This is a genomic window from Coprococcus sp. AF99-45, assembly GCF_027663865.1.
Taxonomy (GTDB): Bacteria; Bacillota; Clostridia; order Lachnospirales; family Lachnospiraceae; genus Allocoprococcus; species Allocoprococcus comes.
The window spans coordinates 80,433-80,831 of sequence record NZ_JAQDGZ010000014.1 but is presented as its reverse complement, the minus strand read 5'-3'; the positions used below and the strand labels follow the sequence as shown (position 1 = coordinate 80,831).

1 protein-coding gene is annotated in these 399 nt (G+C 52.4%); it reads left to right on the top strand.

The window, feature by feature from the left end; all coding sequences use genetic code 11:
* Positions 1 to 399 (top strand): VapE domain-containing protein (locus PGR14_RS10960; protein ID WP_270223387.1); only part of this gene is annotated, 399 nt, incomplete at both ends.

The window sequence follows — 399 nt, the reverse complement described above, 5'->3', positions numbered from 1 at the left end:
AAGGACATCATAAAGCCCATCGGTTTTCACAGAGAAAGCACAGCCCTGACCGATACGGACATGAAGTATCTGCTTCTCTATCTGGAGGAAACCTACGGGCTTACCAGTGAGAAAAAGATTGAAACCGCCATCGGGATTGTGGCGAATGAGAATAAGTACCACCCCATCCGGGATTTTCTGAACAGCCTTGCATGGGACGGGACTGAGCGCATCCGCTTCTGTCTGCGGCACTTTCTGGGAGCTGATGTGGACGATTACACCTATGAAGCCTTGAAGCTGTTCATGCTGGGGGCGATTACAAGGGCATTTAAGCCCGGAAGCAAGTTTGAAATCATGCTGTGTCTGGTAGGCGGTCAGGGGGCTGGCAAATCCACCTTCTTCCGGCTGCTGGCAGTCCGG